Here is a 21,159-nt window from a genome sequence, read left to right as displayed (position 1 = left end):
TCAGGAGGGAAGCGAATGGCCAGTGACAGCTACCACGAACCGGTCGAGGAGCTCAGCGACGAATCGCGCGAGATGCATCGCGCCATCGTTTCGCTGATGGAAGAGCTCGAGGCGGTCGACTGGTACCAGCAGCGCATGGACGCCTGCAAGGATCCCGAACTGAAGGCGATCCTCGCGCACAACCGCGACGAGGAGATCGAACATGCGGCGATGGTGCTGGAGTGGATCCGGCGCCGGAACCCGGTGTTCGATCGCGAACTCAAAGACAATCTCTGGTCCGACAAGGACTACACCGACAAAAGCCAGCATCACGACCACTGATGCCCCCCCGCGCGGGTGATGTGGCTCCCGGTGCTCGAGGAGGTGAGAACATGGTAACGGAGGAAAACGTGGACAAGCTCAGCCGTGACGACCTGTATTCCCTGGAACAGTATTCCGAGGTACGGCCCAAATTCCGCCGCGACGTGATGGAGCACAAGCGCCACCGCGTGCTGCAGATCGGTCCTGCGGTCACCCTGCACTTCGAGGATCGCATGACCATGCAGTACCAGATCCAGGAGATGCTGCGGGTCGAGAAGATCTTCGACCGCGAAGGCATCGAGGACGAGCTGGGTGCCTACAACCCGCTGATCCCGGACGGCTCCAACTGGAAGGCGACCATGATGGTCGAATTCCCCGACGCGGACGAGCGCAAGGTGCAGCTGTCGAAGCTGATCGGCATCGAGCGCGTGACCTGGGTGCAGGTGGAAGGCCACGACAAGGTCTACCCCATCGCCAACGAAGACCTCGACCGCGAGACTGAGGACAAGACCTCGTCGGTGCACTTCCTGCGCTTCGAGCTGACGCCCGCAATGGTGTCGGCGGCCAAATCCGGCGCGGCCATCGCCGCCGGCGTGGACCACGAGAACTACAACCACCGCGTGGATGCCGTGCCCGAGGGCATGCGCGAATCCCTGGCGGCGGATCTCGACGCCGTCAATTGACGGTGAGGCCAGGCCGGCCGATTAAGAAAGGGCGCCCCGGCGGGCGCCCTTTCTTATGGATTCGGAGTGGTCGTTGCCGGCTCTGCGCGGCCCGTTATGCCGACTTCCGGCTTACAGCGCGTCGAGCACCTCCCCCAGGCGCGAGACGGCGACTACTTCCATGCCCTTGATCGGCTTGCGCGGGGCGTTGGCGGCGGGGGCGATGGCTCGGGTGTAGCCGTGCTTGGCGGCCTCGCGCAGGCGTTCCTCGCCGTTGGGGACCGGGCGGATCTCCCCGGCCAGGCCCACCTCGCCGAAGGCCAGCAGTTCCTGCGGCAGGGGGCGGTCGCGCAGGCTGGACAGGGCGGCGGCCAGCATCGGCAGGTCGGCGGCGGTCTCGGTCACGCGGACGCCGCCGACGACGTTGATGAACACGTCCTGGTCGAACAGGGCCACGCCGCCATGGCGGTGCAGCACGGCCAGCAGCATGGTCAGGCGGTTCTGCTCCAGGCCCACGGTGATGCGTCGTGGCTGCGAGGCGTGGCTCTCGGCGACCAGGGCCTGGACCTCCACCAGCAGGGGGCGCGTACCTTCGCGGGTGACCATCACCACGCTGCCGGGCACCGGGTTCTCGTGGCGTGACAGGAAGATCGCCGACGGGTTGGAGACGGGTTTGAGGCCGGTCTCCAGCATCGCGAACACGCCCAGTTCGTTGACCGCGCCGAAGCGGTTCTTGACCGCCCGCAGCATGCGGTAGCGCCCGTCCGGGTCGCCCTCGAAGTACAGCACGGTGTCGACCATGTGTTCGAGGATGCGCGGGCCGGCCAGCTGCCCGTCCTTGGTCACGTGGCCGACCAGGATCACGGTGATGCCGCGCTGCTTGGCGAGCCGGACCAGGGCGGCGGCGGCATCGCGCACCTGGCTGACCGATCCCGGGGCCGACTGCGAAACGGCGGTGAACAGGGTCTGGATGGAGTCGATCACCAGCACCCCGGGGCGCTCGCTTTCGCAGGTGGCGATGATGTTTTCCACCTGCGTCTCGGTCAGCAGGCGCAGGCCGTCCACTTCCAGCCCCAGGCGCTGCCCGCGCATGCTCACCTGCTGGGCGGATTCCTCGCCGGTCACATACAGGGTCTGTTCCGGTGGCAGGGCGGCCAGGGTCTGCAGCAGCAGGGTCGACTTGCCGATGCCGGGGTCGCCGCCGATCAGGATCACCGAGCCGGTCACCAGGCCGCCGCCCAGGGCCCGGTCGAGTTCGGAGATGCCGGTGGAGGTGCGCGGCAGCTCGCCGGTCTCGACCTCGCCCAGCCGGGTGATGCGTGCGCTCTCGCCGGCATAGCCGCCGCCGCGCGGCCCGGCGGAGGCGACCGGCGCGGCCTCCTCGAGGGTGTTCCAGGCGCCGCATTCCCCGCACTGGCCGGCCCATTTGGGCGAGGTCGCGCCGCAGGCGCGGCAGATGTACTGGGTCTTGCTGCGGGCCATGTCAGTCTTCCGGGGTGGTCGGGCTGTGGTGTTCCGGCGGGATGCGCACGGTGCGGATGGTGTTGTTCTTGATCTGCACGATGTCCATTACCACGCCGTTGATGCGCACGCTGACCGGGGCTTCGGGGATGCTCTCGAGGTGCTCCACGATCAGCCCACTGAGGGTGCGCGGGCCGTCCAGCGGCAGGTCCAGCGCCAGGGCGCGGTTGATCTCGCGCAGGTGGATGCCGCCGTCGACCATCGCCGCGCCGTCGTCCTGGAACAGCACGTCGTCGCTCATGGTCGGCGAGTCGGTGGTGAATTCGCCGACGATGTCCTCCAGCAGGTCCTCCAGGGTGATCAGGCCCTGGATGTCACCATATTCATCCACTACCAGCCCGATCCGGCGACGCTGCTGCTGGAAGTTGATCAGTTGGCGGTTCAGCGGCGTCCCTTCGGGAATGAAACAGGGTGCCGTCACCACCTGGCGCAGTTCTTCGGGGCCGAACTCGTCGCGCTCGATCAGCGGCAGGACATCGCGCAGGTGCAGAAAGCCCAGCACCCGGTCCAGCTCGCCCTCGACCACGGGCAACCGGGTGAAGCTGCCGTGCAGCAGCTGGTCCAGGACCTCGTTCCACGGCTCGGTCAGGTCCAGCACCACGATCTCGTTACGCGGGATCATGATGTCCTCGACCGTGGCCCGCTCCAGATCCAGCAGGTTGAGCAGCATGCGGCGGTGGTTCGGAGGGATCAGCGAGCCCGCCTCGGAGACCACGCTGCGCAGCTCGTCCGCATTGAGGGCCGAGCGCTGGCGGGCATCCACCGGCACCCCGAACAGCCGCAGGAAATTGTTGGCCAGCAGGTTGATGAGCCATACCACCGGCCACAGCACCCGCATCAGGATGCGGTAGATTCGTGCCGCGGGGTAGGCGACCCGCTCGCTGTGCAGGGCCGCCAGGGTCTTGGGCGCGGTCTCGGCGAAGATCAGCAGGGTCAGGGTCAGCACGCCGGTGGCGATGGCCACCCCGGTGTCGCCGAACAGCCGCCAGCCGATGATGGTGGCGATCTGGGCGATCAGGATGTTGACGAAGTTGTTGCCCAGCAGGATCAGCCCGATCAGCCGATCCGGTTGTTCCAGAAGGTGTGCGGCATCCGCCGCCCCGCGGTGCCCGGTCTGGGCGCGATGCCGCATGCGGTAGCGGTTCAGCGCCATCAGTGCCGTCTCCGACCCGGAGAAGAAGGCCGACAGCAGGAACAGCACGACCAGCGCGCCGAACAGGACGGACAGCGGGATTTCTTGCAACGGGGCGACCTGCGGTCAGGGGTGGGCTGGCTCCATTTCAGGCAAGCCCCGCGAGGCTGTCAAGCGCCGGGGCAGGGGCTCAGACGCGCCCGAGGATGACCTCCAGCACCAGCTTGGTGCCGAAGTAGGCCAGCACCAGCGCGACGAAGCCGCCGGTGGTCCAGGCCAGCGCGCGCGACCCGCGCCAGCCCAGCCGCCAGCGCCCCAGCAGCAGCACCGAGAAGATGAGCCAGGCCAGGATCGACAGCACCGACTTGTGCACCAGGTCCTGAGCGAACAGGTCGTCGACGAAGATGAAGCCCGAGAGCAGGCTCAGCCCGAGGAACAGCCAGCCGATGAAGATCATGCGGAACAGCCACAGCTCCATGGAGAACAGCGGCGGCAGGTAGCGCACGATCCCGCGCGTGTGGTGGTCGTGCAGGGCGCGGTGCTGGGCGGTCATCACCGCAGCCTGCGCGGTGGATAGTGCAAGAAAAGCCCAGCCCAGGGCGGAAAACAGTACGTGCACCGCGATGCCGGCCGAGGTCGCGTAGCGGGCGTCGCCGTCGCACAGCAGCGCGGTCAGCGCGGCCAGCAGGGTCAGTGGCAGGACCACCATCCCGAGACTGGCCAGCGGGTGACGCAGGGCGGTGACCCACAGCAGGGCCGCCACCAGCCACATCGACGCCGACAGCGCATTGCCCAGGCACAGGTTCCAGCCGGTGCCGGTCGCGATCGCCGGGACCAGCGCCACCATGTGGGCGATCAGCGCCAGCAGCCACACTGCCAGCGGTCCGCGTGGGTGCCCGGCGGCCAGCGGTCGGTCGCGTATGCCCAGGGCCAGGTAGCCCAGCGCGATCAGGTACAGAAAAACGGCGATGGTTCCGGCGATCGTGATCATGCGCGGATTATCCCTTGTCACGCCCGCGAATGCACTTCGTCATCGCGCGCTGCAGGAGACCCCCGTCACGGGTATAATGCTCGATTCGATGCGGGCCGCGCCCCGCCGATTTCATCCGCAGGAGACACGTCCCATGTTCGACGGCCTTTCCAGTCGCCTCCAGGACACGATGAAGCGTCTGAAGGGTCAGGCGCGCCTGACCGAGGACAACATCCAGGAGGCCCTGCGCGAAGTGCGCATGGCCCTGCTCGAGGCCGACGTCGCGCTGCCGGTGGTGCGCGAGTTCGTGAAGGACGTCAAGGAAAAGGCGCTGGGCAAGGAGGTCATCGGCAGCCTGACGCCGGGGCAGGCCCTGATCAAGGTCGTGCACGACGAGCTGGTCGCGACCATGGGTGGCGAGAACGCCTCCCTCAATCTGGCCGCGCAGCCGCCGGCGGTGGTGCTGGTGGCCGGCCTGCAGGGCGCGGGCAAGACCACCAGTATCGGCAAGCTGGCGAAGCTCCTGCGCGAGCGCGACAAGAAACGCGTGGCGGTGGTCAGCTGCGACGTCTACCGCCCCGCCGCGATCCAGCAGCTGGAGACCCTGGCCGGCCAGGTCGAGGTGACCTTCTACCCCAGCGATACTTCGCAGAAGCCCGACGACATCGCCACCGACGCGGTGCAGCGGGCCCGCCGCGAAGGGATCGACGTGCTGCTGGTGGACACCGCCGGGCGCCTGCACGTCGACGAGGACATGATGGCCGAGGTGCAGACCCTGCACTCGGCGGTCGAACCGGTGGAGACCCTGTTCGTGGTCGACTCCATGACCGGGCAGGACGCGGCCAACACCGCGCGCGCGTTTGGTGACGCCCTGCCGCTGACCGGTGTGGTGCTGACCAAGGCCGATGGCGATGCCCGCGGGGGTGCCGCCCTGTCGGTGCGGCAGATCACCGGGGTGCCGATCAAGTTCATCGGCACCGGCGAACGCCCCGACGGGCTCGAGCCCTTCCATCCGGAACGTATCGCGTCCCGTATCCTCGGCAAGGGCGACGTGGTCTCCCTGGTGGAAGAAGCCTCGCGGCAGGTCGACGAGGAAAAGGCCGAAAAGCTCACGCGAAAGCTGAAGAAGGGGCGCGGCTTCGACCTCAACGACCTGCGCGAACAGCTGGCCCAGATGGAGAAGATGGGCGGCATGGGCAGCATGCTGGAAAAGCTGCCCGGCGGCGGCAAGATGCAGGAGGCGATCAAGAATCAGGCCGGCGACAAGGAGATCCGGCGCATGCAGGCCGTGATCTCCTCGATGACCGACGAGGAACGCCGCCACCCGGACATCATCAAGGGGTCGCGCAAGCGCCGCATCGCCGCGGGCTCCGGCTGCCAGATCCAGGACGTCAACCGCCTGCTCAAGCAGCACACCCAGATGAGCAAGGCGATGAAGAAATTTTCCAAGGGCGGCGCATCGAAAATGATGCGGGCCCTTGGAGGACAAATGGGCGGCATGGGCGGCCCTGGGGGCCCCGGAGGGGGCCTGCCGAAACGCTGACGATGGGGCTTCGGCCTTGTCTTGGCGCTGCAATTCGTTATAATCGCGCGTTTTCTCGCGAAACCGAACTTCACGGGGTTCAAGACTTCATGCTTACAATTCGTCTGTCACGCCGCGGCGCCAAGAAGCGCCCCTTCTACTCGATCGTGGTGACCGACTCCCGCGCCCGCCGCGACAGCGGCTACATCGAGCGCGTCGGTTTTCACAATCCGGTTGCCCGCGGTCAGGAAATCCCGCTGAAGATCGACCTCGAGCGGGTCGATTACTGGCTGAGCCACGGCGCCGGCATGTCCGAGCGCGTGGAGCACCTGGTCAAGGGGTACCGCAAGCAGCAGGCTGCGGCGGCCTGACCTCCGGGAGACGCAGGTGAGCGAGGCGGGTGAGCGCATCCGCGTCGGACGCGTCTCCGGGGTCTACGGCGTCAGGGGCTGGGTCCGGATCTTTTCCGAGACCGAGCCGCGTGACGCCATCACCGGTTTCCCCCGCCTGTGGATGAAGCAGGCCAAGGGATGGCGGCTGGTGGAGATTGAAAGCGGCCGCGCGCACGGCCCCGGCGTGGTCATCAAGTTCGCCGGGGTGGCCGATCGCGATGCCGCCTACGGACTGATGCGGGCCGAGCTGGCGATCGAACGCGAGTGGCTGCCCCCGGCGGAAGAAGGCGAGTACTACTGGGCCGACCTGCAGGGCCTGTCCGTTGAACATGTCGACGGCACGCCGCTGGGGACGGTCACCGGTTTCATGGAGACCGGCGCCAATGACGTGATGGTCGTGAGCGGTGAACGCGAGCGGCTGATCCCCTGGGTGCAGGGTCCGTACATCCTCGAGGTCGATCTCGAGGGCGGACGGATCCGGGTGGACTGGGATCCGGAATACTGACGCGGCGATGCGCTTCGACGTCATCACCCTGTTCCCGGAGCTGGTCGCATCCGTGACGCAATGGGGCATCCCGCGCCGGGCCGTGGAGGCCGGGCAGATGGACCTGCGGACCTGGAATCCCAGGGACTGGGCCAGCGGGGTGCACCAGGCGGTGGACGACCGGCCCTATGGCGGCGGCCCCGGCATGGTCATGCAGGTGCCGCCGCTGAAGGGGGCGCTGGACGCCGCCCGGGCCGATGGCCGCGAGGCGCTGCACGTGGTCGCGCTGACACCGCAGGGACGGCCGCTGGATCAGCAGCGGGTCCGGGCCCTCGCGGCAAGACCGCGGGTGGCGCTGGTCTGCGGCCGCTACGAAGGGATCGACGAACGCTTTATCGAAGCCGAAGTCGATGAAGAAATCTCGCTGGGAGACTACGTGCTCTCCGGCGGGGAACTGGGCGCCATGGCGATCATCGATGCCTGCGCCCGCCTCCGGCCCGGGGTGCTGGGGCATGCGGATTCCGCCGAGCAGGATTCCTTCAGCGAGGGCCTGCTGGACTGTCCGCACTACACCCGGCCGGAGGAACTGAACGGACACCGCGTCCCCGGCGTCCTCCTTGGAGGCGACCACGGCGCGATCCGCCGCTGGCGCCGCCGTGAGGCGCTGGGGCGTACATGGAGCCGCAGGCCGGATCTGCTGGCCCGGCTCGAACTGGGGGGCACGGATCAGGCCCTGCTGGACGAATACCGCGAGCGTCACCCGCGAGGTGGCGTCCGCTCCGAGAGCGATGATTGAGGTCGAGCAATGAATAACGTCATTCAGCAACTGGAAGCCGAGCAGATGAAATCCGATGTCCCGGATTTCGGCCCGGGCGATACCGTGGTGGTGCAGGTCAAGGTGCGCGAAGGAGAGCGCGAGCGCCTGCAGGCCTTCGAGGGCGTAGTGATCGGCAAGCGCAACCGCGGCCTGAACTCCGCGTTCACCCTGCGCAAGACCTCCTACGGCAACGGAGTGGAGCGCACCTTCCAGACCCACAGCCCGCAGATCGCCGAGATTCAGGTCAAGCGTCGCGGCAAGGTCCGTCGGGCCAAGCTGTACTACCTGCGCGATCGTACCGGCAAGGCCGCGCGCATCAAGGAAGACGTGCGCGCCCGGGCCAAGGGTCGCGGCTGACCCTCCGGGCCGCGGTTGGTCCCGCGGACCCCCGCGCGAGCGCATGCAAGGCCGGCGCTGCATCCTCCCGGGTGCATCGCTGGCCTTTGTGTATGCCTGCGACCCTGAAAACTCCCTTCTCCTGCTCGGCTGGGAAGGCCATGAGACGCGGGTTCCCGTCCCGCTGCGCCTGCCCTTCGCTCCCGAGGTCTACGCCCGGGACCCGCGTGCCTGGGTTCCGCCCGATTGCCTGCCGCCCGGCAGCCCGCATCAGCAACGGGTCTGGCACGCGCTGACCCGCATCCCCGTCGGCGAAACCCGCACCTACGGCCAGATCGCCCGCGCCATCGGCTCCTCGCCGCAGGCCGTGGGCCAGGCCTGTCGTGCCAATCCCTGGCCCCTGTTCATCCCCTGTCATCGTGTCCTGCCGGCCGGCGCCGCCCCCGATCGCGGATCCGCGGGGGGATACGCCGGCCAGGTTGCGGGCCCCCTGGCCGCCGCCAAACAGGCCCTCCTGCGCCACGAAGCCAACCGGCAAACCGAAATCAACGGGAACTTTTTGCAAAAAGGGGAATAGATCCGTTCCCCGGGGCGTCTGCCTATCGGTGCCGGACTGCAAGAACCCTTGAAAAACAGACTTTTAGGAAACGCTAATATAGCGTTTGTTTGTTGACACGGTGTTCACGCATTCCGCACTCTGCAGCGTAGGTTCGGGCGACGGAGACCCGGGCCCATCGAATAAAACCGTGTGATGGAGGTTTCCATGTTCAAGAAAGCATTGCTCGCCTTGCCCGTAGCAATGGCGGTCGGGGGCGCTGCCCAGGCCGGCGAATGGCAGGACCCGACCGATGTCCTGCAGAAGCTGCTCGACGCCAATCCCGATTCGGCGTATCTGCATCAGAGTGAGCAGAACATCATGATGATGCCGGACAACCCCGCCCTGTGGGTGGCGGAAGACGGCGAGCAGCTGTTCTACGAGGAACGCGGGCCGAACAACGCATCGCTGGAAGGCTGCGACTTCGGCAAGGGCGAGGGCGTGCTGGAAGGCGCCTACGTGGAGCTGCCGCGCTACTTCGAGGACGTCGGCAAGGTCATGGATTTCGAGCAGCGCCTGGTGCACTGCATGAAGGAAATCCAGGGCTACGACGCCGATGACGCGGCCGTCGCGCAGCGCCACGGCAGCGGTTCGGACATCATGCAGCTGACCACCTATATCGCCATGCAGTCTTCCGGCATGGAGTGGCAGCCGCAGAACGATCATCCCGAGGAACAGGCGATGATCGCGGCCGGCGAGAAGCTGTTCTTCCGTCGCGGCGGAGCTCAGGACTTCAACTGCGCCTCCTGTCACGGTCAGTCCGGCAAGCGCATTCGTGCGTCGGTCCTGCCCAAGATGCGCGATTCCCAGGAATGGACCAAGGCGGTCTCCTGGCCGGCCCAGCGTGCCGGGCACGACAACGTCCGCAGTCAGAACCACCGCATCCGTGGTTGCGTGTGGCAGATGCGCCACGCCGGCATCCGGCCGGACTCGATGGCCAACACCGCGCTCATCGCTTTCTGGAATGACGCGGCGCGTGGCGAACCGGCGATCCTGCCCGACCTGAAGCGGTAACCCCGGACGCAATAGGAGACAGCAAGCATGTTCAAGAAAAATACTGTTGCGGCCGGTGTGGCCGCCTTTGCAACCGTCGCGCTGGCAACGGGCTGCGCCGTGGCCGAGGGCAACAAGTCGGACGACGTCGACATCACTGCGATGAGTGCGGACGAGCTGGCCGAATACATGATCTTCGAGTCGGACAGCTTCCGCTTCGATCAGGTCCCGCAGGAAGGCGGTACCATGGAAGAGCGCATGACCCAGGACGAGATCCAGGCGGCCTGCTCGATCGAGGGTGACCCGGACGGCGAGACCGCCGGCCGTGTGGTGGCTCTGGCCCGCGAGCAGTACGAGGCCCCGGAAGGCGACATCGAGCTGGGCGACTGGCAACGCGGTGAAGAGCTGGCGTTCTCCGGCTACGGCTACCGGATCGGTCACCGCAACGATGACCATTCGACCCGCGAAGCCGGCGGCAACTGCGTCAACTGCCACGTGTTCGATCCGGAAGGTCCCACGCAGGGCACCATCGGGCCGAGCCTGGTGAACTACGGCGCAACCCGCGGCGACAGCCAGGCCATCCGGGAATACGTCCATCAGGTCATCCACAACCCGCACCAGTACTTCCCGTGTGCGGAAATGCCCCGGTTCCAGGGCCTCCTGAGCGAGGAGCAGATCAGCCACATCATGGCCTATCTGCTGGATCCGGAGTCCCCGGTCAACAACTGATCCGGGGCAGCCGCAAGGCTGCATGACGATCCGTTCGGCGGATCGTGACCCGGGCCGCCGCGTTCCTCGCGGCGGCCCCCTCCCGGGGCATTCGCCACGGGACCAGACATTATTCACCATCGCACCCGCGATCCGGGGTTAACCGGGCGCCGCCGTGCACCCTGCCGGTGCCGCCGGTGTGGCTGCGGTCGCGAGTTCGGCGGCGAAACGGAATCGGGGAGACATCAGGGATGCCAGGCCACAGGGTACGTTGGGGGTTGCCGCTTGCCGTGTCGGCGGCGTTGTTCACCACGGGGTGTCAGTTCTTCGGCGACGCCGACGAGGGCGAGATCGACATCGCCTCGATGGAGACGGACGAACTGGTTGAACATATCGTGTTCGAATCGGACAGTTATCGACTGGACCAGCCCGTTCAGGAAGGCGGTTCGGCCCGCGGGCGCATGGAGCAGGATGACCTGCAGCGTGCATGTTCCGTAGTCGGAGGGGAGCTTCCGGACGATCAGGTGCAGGAGGTGATCACCCTCGCCCGGGAGAGCTACGAGGCACCCCCCGGGGGGCCACGTCTGGGTGACTGGGAGCGGGGCGCAGAGCTGGCCCGTTCCGGCTACGGGTTCCGCGTGGGGCATCGCAACGACGACCATTCCACGCGCACTCCCGGCGGTAACTGCTACGCCTGTCACCAGATGGACCCGAACGAGCCGGTCTATGGCACGATCGGGCCGAGCCTGGCCGGGTACGGCAACGGCCGGGGTACCGACGACGCGTCCCTGCGGTATGCGCATGAGGTGATCTCGAATCCGCACCAGTATTTCCCCTGTACGGAGATGCCCCGGTTCGGTTCCAACGAACTGCTGAGCGAGCGGGAGATCAGCCACATCATGGCCTATCTGCTGGACCCGGAGTCCCCGGTAAACCAGTAAACTGCACCCGCAGCGGGCGCCGCGCTTCGTGACCCGGAGCCGGCCGCAAGGAAGTCCAGCCACCGTGGTCCGCCGCGGTGGTTTTTTTATGGCCGGGGCGAAAGGGAGCGAGCCATGCTCAGCTATCAGCACGACTACCACGCCGGCAATTTCGCCGATATCCACAAGCATCTGGTGCTGCGCGCGGTGCTGGCGGCATTGCAGCGGCGGAACAAGCCGTTCGTGGCGCTGGATCTGCATGCCGGGGCCGGGGTTTATGACCTGGGCGGCGAGCGGGCGCGCAAGACCGGCGAGGCGGCGCTCGGCATCGAGCGCCTGCGCGCCTGTGCTTGCGAAACCGCGCTGCCGGAGGCGGTGACCGGGTTTCTGGAGACCGTGCAGCAGGTGGCCGGGACCGACGGGTATCCGGGATCACCGGCGTTGATCCGCGCGTCCCTGCGCGAGAATGACCGGCTGGTGGCCTGCGAGATGCACCCCGAGGCCCACGAACGCCTGCAGCGCGCGTTCGCCGGGGATGCGCGCTGCCATGTGCACCGGCGCGATGCGCGCGAGGCCGCCCGCGGGCTGTTCCCGCCGCAGCCGCGGCGCGGGTTCGCCTTGCTGGACCCTTCGTATGAACGCCCGGCGGAATACCGCGAGGTGGCGGAGATCGCGGAGACCATCCTGGAGCGCTGGAACACCGGGATGGTGCTGGTCTGGTATCCGGTGCTGGCGGGGCGTCCGGATCATGCCCTGGTCGAACGGCTGTGCACCCGGAGCATCCCCTGGGTGCGCAGCGAACTGCGCCTGCGTGATGATCCCGGTGCGGAGCGCGGGGCGCATCCCGGGCTCGCAGGGTCCGGCATGCTGGTGCTGCGTCCGCCGTGGCAGCTGGAAGAAGAGCTGGCCGCAACGCTGCCTGCGGTGCTCGGCTGTCTCGATCCGCAGGGCGAGGGGGCGCTTTATCGTGCCGAGGGGCTTGAAGAAGGCGGCGGCGACCCCACCCTTCGGCGTGTTGCCAATGTCTGAACCCATCCGAACCCATCACGGAGTCGTAATCCCATGACCGAAACCCGGACCGAGCAAGCCGCCGGCGCGGAAACCCGCCAGTTCGAGACCGAGGTCAGCCAGCTGCTGCAGCTGATGATCCACTCGCTGTATTCCAACCGCGAGATCTTCCTGCGCGAGCTGATCTCCAACGGCGCGGATGCCTGCGACAAGCTGCGCTTCGAGGCGACCGCGAACCCCGAGGCGATCCCGCAGCCGGCCGAGCTGCACATCGACGTGGACGTGGACAAGGATGCCCGCACCGTGACCGTGCGCGACAACGGCATCGGCATGTCGCGCGACGAGGTGATCCAGCAGATCGGGACCATCGCCCATTCGGGTACCCGGGCCTTCCTCGAGAAGCTGACCGGCGACCAGCAGAAGGATGCCCAGCTGATCGGGCAGTTCGGGGTCGGGTTCTATTCCTCGTTCATCGTGGCCGACCACGTGCGCGTGGAGACCCGGCGCGCCGGTACCGGGGTCGAGGCCGGCACGCGCTGGGAGTCGAAGGGCGATGGCGAATACACCCTCGCCGAATGCGAGCGCGCGGAACCGGGCACCGAGATCACCCTGACGCTCAAGGAAGACGCCGACGAGTTCCTCGAGCCGATGCGCCTGCGCCACGTGATCGGGCGCTACTCGGACCACGTGGCCTTCCCGATCCGCATGCGCAAGCAGGACGACGAAGGCAATCCCACGGACGAGTGGGAGACCGTCAACCGTGCCAGTGCACTGTGGACGCGGCCGAAGAGCGAGATCTCCGACGAGGAATACCGCGAGTTCTACAAGCACATCGCGCACGATTTCGAGGACCCGGTGGCCTGGACCCACAACCACGTGGAAGGCCGCCAGGAGTACACCACGCTGTTCTACATCCCCGGCCGGGCGCCGTTCGACCTGTGGGATCGCGACGCACGCCACGGGGTGAAGCTGTACGTGAAGCGCGTGTTCATCATGGACGACGCGGAGAAGCTGCTGCCGAACTACCTGCGCTTCGTGCGCGGGGTGGTGGACTCGGCCGACCTGCCGCTGAACGTCTCGCGCGAGATCCTGCAGGACAACCGCCTGGTGGATTCCATCCGGTCCGGCTCGGTGAAGAAGATCCTCGGCCTGCTGGAGAACATCGCGAAGAACGAGCCGGAGAAATACGCCGGGATCTGGGACAACTTCGGCCGCGTGCTCAAGGAAGGCCCCGGCGAGGACTTCGCCAACCAGCAGCAGATCGCGGGTCTGCTGCGCTTTGCCAGCACGCACAACGACGATGACACGCAGAACGTCTCCTTCGCGGACTACAAGGCCCGCATGAAGGAGGGGCAGGACGCGATCTACGTGATCAGCGCCGACAACGCCGCCGCCGCGCGCAACAGCCCGCATCTGGAGGTGTTCCGCAAGCACGGCATCGAGGTGCTGCTGCTGTCCGACCGGGTGGACGAGTGGCTGCTGTCCAACCTGCGCGAGTTCGACGGTACGCCGATCAAGAACGTCGCCAAGGGCGATCTCGATCTGGACAACATCATCGGCGAGCAGGATTCCGATGATACGGACGACGCCGAGAACCGGAAGGACGACGAACTGGGCGACCTGCCCGAGCGCATCCAGAGCGCGCTGGGTGACCGGGTCGACTCCGTGCGCCCGTCGAAGCGGCTGGTGGACTCGCCGGCCTGCATCGTACTCGGCGAGCACGAGATGGCGCTGTATCTGCAGGAGCTGCTGAAGCAGGCCGGACAGGAGACCTTCTCCTCGAAGCCGGTACTGGAGGTCAATGCGCAGCATCCGCTGGTCGAACGGCTGAAGACGGCGGAAGGCGACGACTTCAACGATCTCGCCTCGCTGCTGTTCGAACAGTCCCTGCTGGCCGAGGGCGGGCAGCTGGAGGATCCGTCCGGGTTCGTGCAGCGCCTGAACCGGTTCCTGCTGCAGGCGGCCTGAGCGGTCGCCCGCCGCGGACTCTGTACGCAACGCATGCGCCGGGCTCCTGCCCGGCGTTCTTGTTTGCGCGCCGGGATTCCGGCACCGTGACCGGGGCCTGTGACGCGAAGGGGGCGGGCACGTTACCCTGTCGGGCCATATCTCAAGAGAGCAAAGCCCAATGCAAGTCGCGCAGAACTCCGTGGTGTCCATCCACTACAAGCTCACCAACGACGCCGGTGAGACCATCGACAGCTCCGAAGGCCGCGAGCCGCTGGCCTACATGCACGGCAACGGCCAGATCGTGCCGGGCCTCGAGCGCCAGCTGGAAGGCAAGGCCGCCGGTGACAAGGTCCAGGCCACGGTGCCGCCGGAAGAAGGCTACGGCGAGAAGCTGGACGCCATGGTCCAGGAAGTCCCGATGGAGGCCTTCCAGGGCGTCGACTCGATCGAGCCGGGCATGCAGTTCCAGGCCCAGACCGAAAACGGTCCGCTGACCGTGACGGTCACCAAGGTCGAGGGCGATACCGCCACGGTGGATGGCAACCATCCGCTGGCCGGCCAGACCCTCAATTTCGATGTCGAGGTGGTGGACGTGCGCGAGGCCTCCGCGGAAGAACTGGAACACGGTCACGCCCACGGGCCGGGCGGTCACGAGCACTGATCCTGCCTGCCGGGCCGGCCCCCGCCCGGTCCGGGACCCCCGGCGGTCGCAGCCCCGCGGTCGCCGGGTCTTTCTTCCCTCGCCTGTTCTCCCGAAAACGTCCCTATAGCGCCAGCCGTGGCCAGTGCGCCGGCATGCGCCGGGGTGCGTGGGTCACGATGACCGTCTGCCGCGCCTCCAGCCAGGGCCCGATGCGCTCCAGGATCGCCGCCTCGGTGGCTTCGTCCAGTCCTGCAAAGGGTTCGTCCAGCAGGGCAACCGGCCGGTCCTGCAGCAGCAGCCAGGCCAGCGCCACCCGGCGTGCCTGCCCGCCGGAGAGGTTGCCGGCATCTTCGCCCAGCGGATACTCCAGGCTGTAGCCCATGCGCTGCAGAAGCGGCGCGATGCGCACCTGATCCAGCACGGCCCACAGGCGGTCGGCGGGCAGATCGGGGCGGCCGAGGCGCAGGTTGGCGGCCAGGCTGTCGTCCAGCAGGCGCACGCGCTGGGGCAGGTAGCCGATCACCCGGTGGCGGGTGTCGGGATCCAGCGTGGTCAGATCCTGCTCGCCCCACCGCAGTTCGCCGCCGGTGGGTGCCAGCTCGCCGGCCAGGGTCTCCAGCAGGGCGGTCTTGCCGCGCCCGCTGATGCCGTGGATCACCAGCGGATAACCGGGTTCCGGCCGGATGTCCAGCGGGCCGGCCAGCGGGCGGTCGGCGCGGAAGCCGACGCTCAGGCCGCGCGCTTCCAGCGGGCCGGGGGGCAGTTCGACGGGTTCTGCCCCGGCGGGCTCCGGACCCTCGGCTTCGGCCTCGGTCTCGCGCAGGCGCCGCGCCGCTTCCAGGCTCTCGCCGAGGCGCCACCAGGCGCCGGGCAGGCTGCCCAGCGCCTCGTTAAGGCCCAGGGTCATCAGGGTGAGCAGCACGGCGACCGGCCCGGAGATCAGCCCTTCGGCGTAGGCATGCAGCGCGTAGCCCAGCATGGCGAGGGTGGTCAGCATCACCACCAGCTGGACCCCCTGTTCGCCCAGCACCCCGGCGCGTTCCTGGGTCAGGCGCCGCGCGGCCCCCTCGCGGGCTCGCCGGGCCCGGGCCGCGCGGCGTTCCTCCAGGCGGCCAAACGCAGTCAGTTCCGGCAGCCCGCCGAAGTAGTCCAGCAGGGCCACGCGCTCATTCGATTCTTCCTGCACCAGCCGGCGGCCATGGCGCTGACCGGCCGCCGCCGCGAGCCCGGCGGTGATCAGGGTGATCGCGGCGGCGACCAGCAGAATGACCGCGGCGAGCGGCGGGGCCAGCCACAGGGCGATCGCCACGGCGCCGACCAGCGCCAGCAGGGCCCCGACCATCGGTCCCACCACCCGCAGCGGGATGGCGTCCAGGGTGTCGATGTCGCTGGTCAGGCGGGCCTGCAGGTCGCCGCTGCGCAGACTTGCCAGGCTTCGCGCCGGCCAGCGCGCCAGCTGGCGGAAGGTGGTCGCGCGCAGGTCGGCGAGGATGCGCAGGACCGCTTCGTGTCCGGTCACGCGCTCGAAATAGCGGGCCACGGTGCGCAGTACCGCCGCCGCACGAATCCCGCCGGACGGTGAATAGATGTCCAGAGTGGCCAGCATGCCGGCCCCGGCCAGCGCCGTGGCGGTGATGAACCAGCCCGACAGGGCGAGCAGCACGATGCCGCTGACCCAGGTCACCGCCAGCAGCAGCCAGGCCAGCAGGCTCCAGCCGAGGCGTGCGCGGAACAGGCGTTGCAGGTATTCGCGGTCCGTCATGCCAGGCTCTCCACGCGGCCTTCGGCCAGCCGGACCACCCGGCTGGCACGTTCCCGGATGGCACCGCGGTGGGCCGCGATGACCAGGGTGATGTCGTGCTCGGCGGCCAGGGCGAACAGGGTGTCCAGCAGGGCGGCCTCGGTCGCCTCGTCGAGCGCGCTGGTGGGTTCGTCCAGCAGCCACAGCGGATGCCCGGCGAGGATCCCGCGGGCCATCGCGATGCGCTGGGCCTGCCCCCCGGAGATTCCGGTGTTGCCTTCCCCGATGGCGGTATCCAGCCCGTCCGGCAGCTGCGGGTCATCGACCGGCAGCCCGGCGCGGGCGAGGGCGTCGTGCATCGCCGCGTCGCTTACCGGTTCGGCGCTGGCCAGTTGCAGGTTGTCGCGCAGGCTGCCGTGGAACAGGTGGGCGTCCTGGCCGATCCACACGAACCGCTGCAGGTCGCTTGCTACGCGGATCGCGCCGTCGGCCGGCCGCAGGAAACCGGCCAGCAGCGCCAGCAGGGTGGACTTGCCGGAGCCGCTGGGGCCGGTCACCGCCAGGTGTTCCCCGCGGCCGATCTGCAGGTCGATGTCGTGCAGGGCCGGTTGGGCGGTATCCGGATACTGCACCTGCACTCCGGCCAGGTGTATCGCCGTGCGCGGCCTGTCCGGCACCCCGGCCGGGACGGAGACGGGGCCACCGGCCGGCTGCAGCAGGGGCGCCAGGGACTCGGCCGCGGCCAGGGCGGCGGCCCGGTCGTGATAGCTCTGCGCGAACTGGCGCAGGGGCAGGAAATATTCGGGCGCCAGCACCAGGATGAACAGCCCGGTGAACAGGGTCAGGCTGCCGGCCGGGCCGTAGTCGATCGCCCCGAACAGGCCGAAACCGATATAGATCGCCAGCAGGCCGATGGCGACTGCGCTGAAGAATTCCATGATCGCCGACGACAGGAACGCGACCCGCAGCACGCGCATGGTCAGGCGACGGTGTTCGTCGCTGGCGGCCACCACCGCCTCGCGGGCTGCCTGCGTGGCGCGCGCGCGGCGCAGGAAGTCGAGGCTGCGCAGGCGGTCGAGGAAGTGCCCGGCGAGGCGGTTCTCCTCGTCCTGCTGGCGGCGGTGGATCTGTTCGGCGCCCATGCCGACCAGGGCCATGAAGGCGGGAATCAGCGGTGCCGAGAGCAGCAGCAGTCCGGCGGCGAGCCAGTCCAGCCAGGCCACCGTCAGCAGCAGCACCAGCGGGGTCAGGATCACCATGCGGGTGCCGGGCAGGTAGCGGGCGTAGTGGCCGGTCAGGTCTTCCACTCGCCGCAGGTAGTGATCGACCCAGGCCCCTGAAGGGGCCCGGTGCGCCAGATGGACGGGGCCGTCGCGCCGGGCCGCGTCCAGCAGTTCCTCGCGCAGTTCACGCTTGACCGCATCCGCCAGACGATGGCCGGCGCCATCGCGCAGGGCCTGCAGGGCATAGCGCAAGACCGCCGCCACCGCCGCGCCCGCCAGCACCATGCCCAGTGGCAGACGGTCCGGTGCGAACAGCGCCATGTGGACTGCCCAGGCGATCAGGCCGGCCAGGGCCACGGTGGCCAGGGTGGCGCCCAGCCCGGCGGCGGTGGCGCCCAGCAGCCAGTGGCGGTGCGGACGCATGCGCGCCTGCAGCCAGGGGCCGGGGCGCGGAAGGCCGGAGTCGGGGGCGTCGGCGGGCATCGAAATCCTTCTGTGACGGGGCGGGGTCCGCGGGTCCGGGGCGGCCCCGGGACGGAAATTCGAAACTAATCTATAAGAAGATGCTGATCAATGGACCCGGCAACGGGTGGGGGCCGACACACCTGAAAAGAATAGTGTTGAAAAGCATTCTCATTAGCGGTAATGTCGCCTCATCCACCCATTGCCAGGGGCCGGAGCCGTCAAAGATGATTGTATGTGTCTGCAATGCCGTGCGCGAACGCCAGATTCGGGAGCTGGTGGCGCAAAGTGATACCCGCGTCCGTATGCGCGATCTGCGCGAACAGCTGGGTGTGTGCGGTGATTGCGGAAAGTGCGCACGGCGGGCCCGGGGGATCCTGCGCGACTGCGCGGATCGCGCGGGCGAGCCGGTGGCCGGACACGCTCCGGCCGGGGGCTTCGCGGGCATTCCGGTGACGGCCGGGAGCATGGCAGCGGGGGCCTGCGCGGCCACCTAGGATCGGTCCGGTGCGCCGCGCGCGCCCCTTCAGGCAACGAATTCGGGATCCAGCATGAATGCATTGATCGAGTCCCTGGCGGGCGAGCGCTTCGCCGGGTTTCTGGACGCGGGCGGGCCCGTGGTGGCCATCCTGCTGGTGGCGTCGGTGGTGGCACTGGCGTTCGTACTGGTAAAACTCTGGCAGCTCTGGCAGCTGCGGGTGACCGACGTGCGTCCGGCCGAACAGGCGCTGGAACTGTTCCACGGTGGGGACCCGGAGGCCGCCATTCGGCATGCCGAAGCCACGCCCAACCCGGCAGCGCGCGCAGTGGCGCGCGGTATTCGCGGATTGCGCTCCGGCGTGTCCGAAGCCACCGTGAGGGAAGAGGTCGTGCGGTATGGCAACGCGACCATCCAGTCCCTGCGCCAGGGTCTGCGGCCGTTGGAGGTGATCGGTGCGCTGGCGCCGCTGCTGGGCCTGCTGGGGACGGTCATGGGTATGATCAAGGCCTTTCAGGCGCTGGAAGAAGCCGGCAGCCAGGTGGATCCGGCGATCCTGTCCGGGGGCATCTGGGAAGCCCTGCTGACCACCGCCGTGGGCCTGGCCGTGGCGATCCCGGTGGTGGCCGCGCTGAACTGGCTGGAGACCCGCGTGGAGCGGGTGGCGCATCGCATGGATGACGCGGTCACGCGGCTGTTCACCGGCCAGCTGATGACCCCGGCCCCGCGCGAGCAGGCCGCGGATGCGGAGCCCGCCAGCCAATGACCGGTGCCCCGGCGGAACAGCCGACGCTGGACACCGGTCGCCCGCGCCGGCGTAACCTGATCAGCCTGACGCCGCTGATCGACGTCGTTTTCATCCTGCTGGTGTTCTTCATGCTTGCCTCCAGTTTCCTCGACTGGCGCGCCGTGGAACTGGAGGCCCCGGCCGAGGCCGGGGGAGCCGGCTCCATGGAAGGCGCAATGCTGGTGGAGGTGCGGCCCGATGATCTGCGTCTGGGCGGCATTGCGGTACCCGCCGCTGAACTGCGCGAACGCGTGTCCGCGCGGTTGGCGGAGGATGCCGACACCCGCGTGCTGGTGATGCCGGTGGCCGGGGTGAACATGCAGCGCACTGTCGATGTCCTCGAGGCGCTGGCCGATGCCGGGGTCCGCGACCTGTCCGTGATCCGGGAGGGTGGCTCATGATCGGCCAGCGACGCCACTTTCATGTCGCGCACCGGCCGCGCAACGACGACGAGAGCATACTGCCGCTGATCAACATCGTGTTCCTGCTGCTGATCTTCTTCATGGTGGCGGGGCAGCTGAGCGCGGTGGATCCGTTCGAGGTCGAGCCGGTGGAGTCCGCGGTGGATGGTCAGCCCGGCCCCGACGAATTCATGGTGATCGTGGGCACCGAGGGGCGTCTGGCGGTCAACCAGGACGAGATCGATCTCGAGGGCATGGCGCGTCTGGTGGGTGAGCACCTGCAGCGGCACGGCGATGCGGCGCGGGTGCGGGTGAAGGCCGATGGCCGCGCCGAGGCCGTCGACGTGGTCGGCATTCTCGAACGCCTGCGCGAGGCGGGCGTGGAGCGTATCGATTTGCTGACCGTGCCGGAGACCTGAAGCATGCAGCCCGGCATTCGACACTGGGTGGTCGCACTGATCCTGGCCGTGGTGCTGCACGGACTGGTCGCGATGGCCCTGTTGCTGCGCGAGCCGCCCACCGGGGCCGAGGACGCCGGGGTCGGCGGCCTGGAGATCTCCATGGCGGCCGGGGGCTCCGCACCCCCGGCCGCCGCGGCGGAGCCGCCCGCGGAGACGGCCGAGGCCGAACCGGTCGAGCCCGAAATGCCCGAGCCCGCCCCGGCCGAGCCGGTCCGGCCGGAGGAGGCCGAGGCTCGGGAGCCGGAACGCCAGCCGGTCCGCCAGGCGGAGGAGGTCGAGCCCGAACCCGAGCCCGAACCTGAACCCGAGCCGGAACCCGAGCCCGAACCGGAGCCCGAGCCCGAGCCCGAGCCCGAGCCCGAGCCCGAACCGGAACCCGAACCGGAGCCCGAACCGGAGCCCGAACCGGAGCCCGAACCGGAGCCCGAACCGGAGCCCGAACCGGAGCCCGAACCGGAGCCCGCTGGCACGGCCGAGACGGTCGCCGAAACCGATGCTGTGGCCGATGAGCCGGGCGAAACGGACCCGACGGCCGACGAGTCCGGCCCCGCCGGGGACGCGGAGGGGGCCGCCGAGACGGATGCCACGGGCGGCGGCGACCCCGGGGCGGAGAGGGACTACCTTGCCGAACTGCAGGCCTGGGTCGAGCAGCA

Annotated in this window: 24 protein-coding genes; 19 read left to right on the top strand and 5 right to left on the bottom strand. The window is 68.4% G+C overall.

All coding sequences use genetic code 11. The annotated features are described in order from the left end of the window. Positions 1-15 precede the first annotated feature (15 nt). Together F787_RS0108350 and F787_RS0108345 are read left to right on the top strand one after the other, a co-directional pair. Positions 16-321 (top strand): encapsulin-associated ferritin-like protein, encoded by a 306-nt coding sequence (locus F787_RS0108350; protein ID WP_019021378.1) that lies wholly within the window; start codon positions 16-18, stop codon positions 319-321. A 50-nt stretch (positions 322-371) separates the two neighbouring features. Beyond that, positions 372-983, top strand: coding sequence for a DUF3501 family protein (locus F787_RS0108345; protein ID WP_019569245.1), 612 nt, complete (start codon positions 372-374; stop codon positions 981-983). Between the two features lie 111 nt (positions 984-1,094). On the opposite strand, the gene radA is transcribed toward F787_RS0108345, so the two are convergent. From radA to F787_RS0108330, 3 genes are all read right to left on the bottom strand, one after another. Then, the gene (radA, locus tag F787_RS0108340) at positions 1,095-2,444 is read right to left on the bottom strand and encodes a DNA repair protein RadA (protein ID WP_028491895.1); all 1,350 of its coding nucleotides are present in this window, start codon (positions 2,442-2,444) and stop codon (positions 1,095-1,097) included. Position 2,445: 1 nt separating this feature from the next. Continuing rightward, positions 2,446-3,726, bottom strand: coding sequence for an HlyC/CorC family transporter (locus tag F787_RS0108335; protein ID WP_018870610.1), 1,281 nt, complete (start codon positions 3,724-3,726; stop codon positions 2,446-2,448). Positions 3,727-3,805: 79 nt separating this feature from the next. Continuing rightward, positions 3,806-4,606 (bottom strand): inner membrane protein YpjD, encoded by an 801-nt coding sequence (locus F787_RS0108330; protein ID WP_028491894.1) that lies wholly within the window; start codon positions 4,604-4,606, stop codon positions 3,806-3,808. 133 nt (positions 4,607-4,739) lie between these two features. Between F787_RS0108330 and ffh the strand changes: the two genes are divergently transcribed. The 12 genes from ffh (at position 4,740) to F787_RS0108270 (ending at position 14,971) form a co-directional block, all read left to right on the top strand. Next, positions 4,740-6,128, top strand: coding sequence for a signal recognition particle protein (ffh, locus tag F787_RS0108325; protein ID WP_019021373.1), 1,389 nt, complete (start codon positions 4,740-4,742; stop codon positions 6,126-6,128). 89 nt (positions 6,129-6,217) lie between these two features. Further along, positions 6,218-6,478, top strand: coding sequence for a 30S ribosomal protein S16 (gene rpsP, locus F787_RS0108320; protein ID WP_018870607.1), 261 nt, complete (start codon positions 6,218-6,220; stop codon positions 6,476-6,478). 16 nt (positions 6,479-6,494) lie between these two features. After that, the gene (gene rimM / locus F787_RS0108315) at positions 6,495-7,004 is read left to right on the top strand and encodes a ribosome maturation factor RimM (RefSeq protein WP_028491893.1); all 510 of its coding nucleotides are present in this window, start codon (positions 6,495-6,497) and stop codon (positions 7,002-7,004) included. A gap of 7 nt (positions 7,005-7,011) precedes the next feature. Beyond that, positions 7,012-7,779 (top strand): tRNA (guanosine(37)-N1)-methyltransferase TrmD, encoded by a 768-nt coding sequence (trmD, locus tag F787_RS0108310; RefSeq protein WP_018870605.1) that lies wholly within the window; start codon positions 7,012-7,014, stop codon positions 7,777-7,779. A 9-nt stretch (positions 7,780-7,788) separates the two neighbouring features. Further along, positions 7,789-8,157: a 50S ribosomal protein L19 gene (rplS, locus tag F787_RS0108305; protein WP_018870604.1), complete on the top strand. Its 369-nt coding sequence runs from the start codon at positions 7,789-7,791 to the stop codon at positions 8,155-8,157. 43 nt (positions 8,158-8,200) lie between these two features. After that, complete coding sequence (locus F787_RS0108300; RefSeq protein WP_018870603.1) at positions 8,201-8,713, top strand: methylated-DNA--[protein]-cysteine S-methyltransferase; 513 nt, start codon at positions 8,201-8,203, stop codon at positions 8,711-8,713. 222 nt (positions 8,714-8,935) lie between these two features. Next, positions 8,936-9,745 (top strand): sulfur oxidation c-type cytochrome SoxA, encoded by an 810-nt coding sequence (gene soxA, locus F787_RS0108295; protein ID WP_028491892.1) that lies wholly within the window; start codon positions 8,936-8,938, stop codon positions 9,743-9,745. Positions 9,746-9,772: 27 nt separating this feature from the next. Then, positions 9,773-10,453, top strand: a complete 681-nt coding sequence (soxX, locus tag F787_RS0108290; RefSeq protein WP_019589191.1) for a sulfur oxidation c-type cytochrome SoxX — start codon at positions 9,773-9,775, stop codon at positions 10,451-10,453. Positions 10,454-10,683: 230 nt separating this feature from the next. Beyond that, a complete protein-coding gene (gene soxX, locus F787_RS0108285) occupies positions 10,684-11,373 on the top strand; it encodes a sulfur oxidation c-type cytochrome SoxX (RefSeq protein ID WP_042805806.1) in 690 nt (229 codons plus the stop codon). 114 nt (positions 11,374-11,487) lie between these two features. Continuing rightward, the gene (locus F787_RS0108280) at positions 11,488-12,381 is read left to right on the top strand and encodes a 23S rRNA (adenine(2030)-N(6))-methyltransferase RlmJ (protein WP_028491890.1); all 894 of its coding nucleotides are present in this window, start codon (positions 11,488-11,490) and stop codon (positions 12,379-12,381) included. 33 nt (positions 12,382-12,414) lie between these two features. Further along, entirely contained in the window at positions 12,415-14,328 is a 1,914-nt protein-coding gene (gene htpG, locus F787_RS0108275; protein ID WP_028491889.1) for a molecular chaperone HtpG, read from the top strand. A 160-nt stretch (positions 14,329-14,488) separates the two neighbouring features. After that, on the top strand, positions 14,489-14,971 hold the full coding sequence (locus tag F787_RS0108270; protein ID WP_019021368.1) for a peptidylprolyl isomerase: 483 nt from the start codon (positions 14,489-14,491) through the stop codon (positions 14,969-14,971). Between the two features lie 103 nt (positions 14,972-15,074). Here F787_RS0108270 and cydC read toward each other — a convergent pair whose 3' ends face one another. Both cydC and cydD read right to left on the bottom strand, forming a co-directional pair. Continuing rightward, the gene (gene cydC, locus F787_RS0108265; RefSeq protein ID WP_028491888.1) at positions 15,075-16,715 is read right to left on the bottom strand and encodes a thiol reductant ABC exporter subunit CydC; all 1,641 of its coding nucleotides are present in this window, start codon (positions 16,713-16,715) and stop codon (positions 15,075-15,077) included. Continuing rightward, positions 16,712-18,400: a thiol reductant ABC exporter subunit CydD gene (gene cydD, locus F787_RS0108260; RefSeq protein WP_028491887.1), complete on the bottom strand. Its 1,689-nt coding sequence runs from the start codon at positions 18,398-18,400 to the stop codon at positions 16,712-16,714. The genes cydC and cydD overlap by 4 nt, the downstream gene beginning before the upstream one ends. A 206-nt stretch (positions 18,401-18,606) precedes the next feature. Here cydD and F787_RS0108255 point away from each other — a divergent pair, with 206 nt between their 5' ends. The 5 genes from F787_RS0108255 to F787_RS0108235 form a co-directional block, all read left to right on the top strand. Next, positions 18,607-18,876 (top strand): (2Fe-2S)-binding protein, encoded by a 270-nt coding sequence (locus F787_RS0108255; RefSeq protein ID WP_019590794.1) that lies wholly within the window; start codon positions 18,607-18,609, stop codon positions 18,874-18,876. 54 nt (positions 18,877-18,930) lie between these two features. Beyond that, complete coding sequence (locus tag F787_RS0108250) at positions 18,931-19,623, top strand: MotA/TolQ/ExbB proton channel family protein (protein WP_019021364.1); 693 nt, start codon at positions 18,931-18,933, stop codon at positions 19,621-19,623. Then, positions 19,620-20,045 carry a biopolymer transporter ExbD gene (locus tag F787_RS0108245; RefSeq protein WP_019590792.1) on the top strand — a complete coding sequence of 142 codons (426 nt, stop codon included), beginning with the start codon at positions 19,620-19,622 and terminating at the stop codon, positions 20,043-20,045. The genes F787_RS0108250 and F787_RS0108245 overlap by 4 nt, the downstream gene beginning before the upstream one ends. Beyond that, complete coding sequence (locus F787_RS0108240) at positions 20,042-20,464, top strand: biopolymer transporter ExbD (RefSeq protein ID WP_018870591.1); 423 nt, start codon at positions 20,042-20,044, stop codon at positions 20,462-20,464. The genes F787_RS0108245 and F787_RS0108240 overlap by 4 nt, the downstream gene beginning before the upstream one ends. 3 nt (positions 20,465-20,467) lie before the next feature. Next, on the top strand, positions 20,468-21,159 hold a 692-nt coding region (locus F787_RS0108235), incomplete at its 3' end, for a hypothetical protein (RefSeq protein WP_028491886.1).

Source organism: Thioalkalivibrio sp. ALE19, from assembly GCF_000428605.1.
Classification (GTDB): domain Bacteria; phylum Pseudomonadota; class Gammaproteobacteria; order Ectothiorhodospirales; family Ectothiorhodospiraceae; genus Thioalkalivibrio.
Note: the sequence above shows the minus strand (reverse complement) of the source record. Positions and strands in the feature narration are given on the sequence as shown.